This window comes from Methylocucumis oryzae (genome assembly GCF_000963695.1).
Classification (GTDB): Bacteria; Pseudomonadota; Gammaproteobacteria; order Methylococcales; family Methylomonadaceae; genus Methylovulum; species Methylovulum oryzae.
The window spans coordinates 1-4,570 of record NZ_LAJX01000293.1 but is presented as its reverse complement, the minus strand read 5'-3'; the positions used below and the strand labels follow the sequence as shown (position 1 = coordinate 4,570).

5 protein-coding genes are annotated in these 4,570 nt (G+C 45.0%); all 5 read left to right on the top strand.

What is annotated here, in order from left to right:
* The first annotated feature begins 21 nt into the window (after window positions 1–21).
* The 5 genes from VZ94_RS23820 (at window position 22) to VZ94_RS20400 (ending at window position 4,335) form a co-directional block, all read left to right on the top strand.
* On the top strand, window positions 22–1,632 hold the full coding sequence (locus VZ94_RS23820) for a serine/threonine protein kinase (protein WP_157844993.1): 1,611 nt from the start codon (window positions 22–24) through the stop codon (window positions 1,630–1,632).
* Between the two features lie 83 nt (window positions 1,633–1,715).
* A complete protein-coding gene (locus tag VZ94_RS27380) occupies window positions 1,716–2,372 on the top strand; it encodes a di-heme-cytochrome C peroxidase (RefSeq protein WP_204369228.1) in 657 nt (218 codons plus the stop codon).
* Window positions 2,362–3,387 carry a di-heme-cytochrome C peroxidase gene (locus VZ94_RS27375; RefSeq protein WP_204369227.1) on the top strand — a complete coding sequence of 342 codons (1,026 nt, stop codon included), beginning with the start codon at window positions 2,362–2,364 and terminating at the stop codon, window positions 3,385–3,387. The genes VZ94_RS27380 and VZ94_RS27375 overlap by 11 nt, the downstream gene beginning before the upstream one ends.
* 239 nt (window positions 3,388–3,626) lie before the next feature.
* Window positions 3,627–3,818, top strand: a complete 192-nt coding sequence (locus VZ94_RS26595; RefSeq protein WP_192828689.1) for a hypothetical protein — start codon at window positions 3,627–3,629, stop codon at window positions 3,816–3,818.
* Window positions 3,757–4,335: a CHRD domain-containing protein gene (locus VZ94_RS20400; RefSeq protein WP_052700785.1), complete on the top strand. Its 579-nt coding sequence runs from the start codon at window positions 3,757–3,759 to the stop codon at window positions 4,333–4,335. The genes VZ94_RS26595 and VZ94_RS20400 overlap by 62 nt, the downstream gene beginning before the upstream one ends.
* The last annotated feature ends 235 nt before the right edge of the window (window positions 4,336–4,570 follow it).

The window sequence follows — 4,570 nt, the reverse complement described above, 5'->3', positions numbered from 1 at the left end:
TAGTCACCCTCTATGGAGCAGTTGCGCCAATTTGTTGTGGGTAAACTCAACGATGCTGAATCGGTCGCGATTGAAGCACATTTATTCGGGTGTGATGCCTGTAACCAATCATTAAATTCGGTATCGCTCACGGACTCGTTTACTGAGCTGGTGCGTGGACAATCGCTAGGCACCACTGATCCTATCGTACCAACACATATCGATGGTTATGAGATTATAGGCGAGCTAGGGCGCGGTGGCATGGGCGTGGTTTATAAAGCGTTTGACCAACGCTTAAAACGTCAAGTCGCATTAAAAGTCATTTTAAATGGCGAGCTTGCACATACTGAACAACGCGAACGCTTACGCCTGGAAGCGGAAACCATTGCGACGCTGCAACATCCAGGCATTGTGCAAATCTATCAAATTGGCGAGTATCAAGGCCATTTGTATCTTGCGTTAGAGTTATTAGATGCTAAAGGTTTACAGCAAGTCATGGACGATGCGCCACACTGTCCAATGTGGTCGGCGGCGTTAATTCAGCAACTCGCCGATATTATTCATTATTCGCATCAGCGCGGCATTATTCACCGCGATTTAAAACCGGAAAATATTTTATTTAACCACGCCTTAGATCAAGGTTTGCCGCGCATATCGCAATTTAGCTCATTAAAAAATACCGCGCCCGTTGTCAAAATTACCGATTTTGGCCTAGCAAAATATTTGGAAACTCCTGTTAAGATGACTAAAACCGGGTTAATGCTAGGCACACCGCATTACATGTCGCCTGAGCAAATTCCTGACAGCGGAGAAGAGGTCAGTTGTGCCAGTGATATTTATGCTTTAGGCGTGATTTTATATCAATTACTGACCGGACGCGTACCCTTTGCCTCTAGCAATATATTAGAGGTGTTAAAAATGTTACGCCATGATGACCCTATTGCGCCTAGACAACTAAACCCAGCCATACCGCGTGATTTAGAGACGATTTGTCTAAAGTGTTTAATGAAAAAACCGGCTGACCGCTACGCCTCAGCGCAAGATTTAGCCGATGATTTAGCGCTGTTTTTACATAATGAACCGATACGTGCTAAACCGTTAAACCTATGGCAACGTTGCGTGAAATGGGTGCGGCAAAAACCGTTTTTGGCAAGCAGCTATAGCGTATTGTTATGTTTATATGGTTTGCATTGGTTTGCTATGTCGGTGTTGCAGTTGCCTAGGCATCAAGGCATGTTTCATACGGTACTGACGATTGCGACGGCGGGTTTAGCCGTATTTTTTTATGGACTACAAACAATACTGGCTAGTGAAAAATGGCAGCGTTTAGGTTTATACGCGTGTATGGTCGTGACCGTGGTGGCTGTCACGGGTATTTTTATCTGCGATGCCGCCGCGCTGAGTGCGCCTATTAATGTTTATATGTATTTAATCCTGGGTGCCGCGTTAATCGCGCCCAACGCACATATTATTGGGTTGCAAACTTTATTATCACTGTTGGGTTATGCGAGTTTGTTGTTGTTTGCCTACTGGTTTAATCCTGTCTTGCAAGTCTCTGTCGAAGTCGCGATATTCTTTATGCTCAATATCGTGATTACTGGCTTTTTGACCTATTTATTGGTCCGTCGTGTGAACTCTATCAATAATCTGTAACTTTATTGCTGCGTGCTGTTAGATTTTCTGACAGTGAAAACATTTTTGTTTAACAACGATGTTTTTACCCTGAGGAAATCATAATGAAAAAAAATAAAGTCTTCCCTTTTGTTACCCGCAGCTTGCTGGTTAGCGCCAGCCTGGTGTTACCACTCAGCACAAGCGCTGCACTCGTCATGACTAATCAAGGCACAGATTGGACTGACGCTACCCGCCAAACCTATTACAGCCAAGACCAAGGCTCGCGCATCATGCCGTTAAAATGGATGCAAGCGCTAAAGCAAGCCAATGGCAAGCCATTTATGGCGCGTAGTTTAAGCCGTTATGGTTATTTGCCCAATCCTAAGAGTAAGGTCGCTAATGTCCCGGTCGGTTTTACCGTCGCCGCTGAAAAAAACGGTGAACAATCAATAGGCATGACATGCTCTGCGTGCCATACCCGACAAATTGACGTATCAGGTACGTCTTACCGCATAGACGGTGGCCCAGCGCTGAGCGATATGCAAGGCTTTATGGCTGATCTCGATCATGCTGTTAACACGATATTGAACGATACAACGGCGTTCACTGAATTTGCGACTAGCGTGTTAGGGCATACGCCAACCCAACTGGAACAAGACGTATTACGCACAGAGGTGAATGACTGGTTTTTGCCTTATCACACGCTTGTGGACAGAGCCTTACCGACCCAATCACCTTGGGGTGTTGGGCGTTTTAGATGCCGTCTCGATGATTTTTAATCGCTTGACTGGCTTAGACATTGGCACGGCGCCAACCTATATGATTCCAGAAAATATTAAAGTCGCTGATGCACCTGTGCGTTACCCGTTTTTATGGAATGCCTCGATACAAGATTACACGCAATGGCCGGGATTTTCGCCTAATGGTAATCGCTTGCTAGGACTTGCCCGTAATATCGGCGAAGTCTATGGCGTGTTTGCCCAGTTTCATCCCAAAAAAGCCGCATCGGGTTTGCTTAACATGAATTATATAGCAGAAAACTCGGCTAATTTTGCCGGTTTAAACGGCCAAGAAGAGCTAATCATGAAACTGGCTGCGCCTAAATGGCCGTTTGCGTTGAATAAAAAATTGGCTGCCGCTGGCGCCAAAGTCTTCAATAAACCCGACCCTAACGCTGACAATCTAAGTTGTGCTGATTGCCATGGCATTAAAGACGGTGAGTTCCGTTCATTCAGCGAAAAAACCTGGGCAACGCCTATTGTTGATGTGGGTACGGATTCTAAAGAAATAGGCTTGTTAGGCTATGAAGTTAAAACTGGCGTGATGCAAGGCGCGACGATTTTACCAACGGATGAGCCATTAAAGTCTGTTGATAAAGCCATTTCAGTGTTAGCAAGAGCTAGCGAAGGGGCCATTATTCAACATTATTTCCCTATTGTATTAACCACGCCAGGGCAGGTGGGCATAGACTTACTGGCTCAATTGACTGCAGATTTTGGCACGGCTGTCAGTTCGGTCGAGCAAGACTTAGGCGGTTTTGGCACACTAGAAGATTTGCTCGGTTTCTCCGATGGCGCTAACGCCAGCGCTGACAATGCTGATGCGACAACACCGTCTTATGCTTATGAGTCGCGTGTGTTAGAAGGCGTTTGGGCGGTCGCGCCGTATTTACATAATGGCTCTGTGCCTACCTTAGCTGAGTTGTTAACGCCCGCCAAAGACCGCGTTGCGACATTCAAAATAGGTTCTGCTTACGATATTAAAAAACGTTGGCTTAGCAACCATACAAACTGAACCCAACTTTACCTTAAAAACGACGGATTGTAGCGATAGAAATTCAGGCAATAGCCGCTGCGGTCACGAATATGGCACCGGGTTTAGCAAAAAAGAAAAAACAGCATTGCTGGAATATTTAAAAAAGTTTGTAAACACGAGCCACGCAACGTGGCAACCATCACAACATTGCTCTCGTTGCTTGCTCTAACCTGCAACGAGAAATAATGATAATTAACTTTTGAATTTTGGAAGGTGCTATGAAAACATTATTATTGAGTACAGTAGGATTTATGGGCTTAACCGCGTTAACGGCTATGCCTATGGCGTATGCAGAAAGCTCAAGACCTGAAATTAAAAACACTAGCGGTATTGCATTGAAACCAGCCAGTGGCGCTAAACAAGGCTTTTTTTTACGAAGCGTTTGCCAGTCCGCAACAAGAAGGCGGTGAAGAGAGTGATACGCCGGCTAATACGCCAGCGCAATTTAAATCCACTACGCCGTCAACCCCACGCGAACAGCGTAAAGATCGCGCTCAAGCCGTGTTAACGTTTAGCAAAGACTTGAGCCGGGCGTATTTTCACATGGCTATAAAAAATATCGATGTTAGTCAAATCAACATGATGCATATTCATTGCGGTAAGCCAGGACAATTAGGGCCTATTTTGATTGATTTCTCGTTAATCGGTAACTTACAAAGCTATTTCGCCGATAATGAAATACATATCACGCTGTATAACCAAGATATTACCGACGTGACTGATTCTAGTGATGGCTCGCTCATCGATGCGTTCACCGTCGGCTGCCCGATTCTTAAAGAACTGCCGCAAGATAGAGTTAAAACGATTGGCGGCATGAAAACCATAGCCGATGAAGGCCAACTGTATGTCAATCTGCATACTACCGGACAAACTTATTACGGTGATGTCAGAGGTATGTTTTATCCGGTGGCTGTAGAAACTAAGTAGTCCTGTCATTTACCGCGTGATTGCCTTGAGGCAGGTGCGCGGGAACGGGACAGTATCATCTCGCTATGCGCAGCAACATGGCATCATGACTTAAACAACGCAATGGATTATTGCTTAGTGAGTAATGTGGTTTTACAGGCTTGCCGATATAATGGCTTAACCTTTTAATCACTGCATGTTTTTATGACTATTTTCTTTGTTATTTTTGCGTTGTTATTGCCTGGCTTAGCTTGTG

What these genes read in the sequence shown, in the direction of transcription:
- VZ94_RS27380 (WP_204369228.1), top strand. Translation starts at nt 1,716, where the DNA reads ATGAAAAAAAATAAAGTCTTCCCTTTTGTTACCCGCAGCTTGCTGGTT.
- VZ94_RS27375 (WP_204369227.1), top strand. Translation starts at nt 2,362, where the DNA reads ATGATTTTTAATCGCTTGACTGGCTTAGACATTGGCACGGCGCCAACC.
- VZ94_RS26595 (WP_192828689.1), top strand. Translation starts at nt 3,627, where the DNA reads ATGAAAACATTATTATTGAGTACAGTAGGATTTATGGGCTTAACCGCG.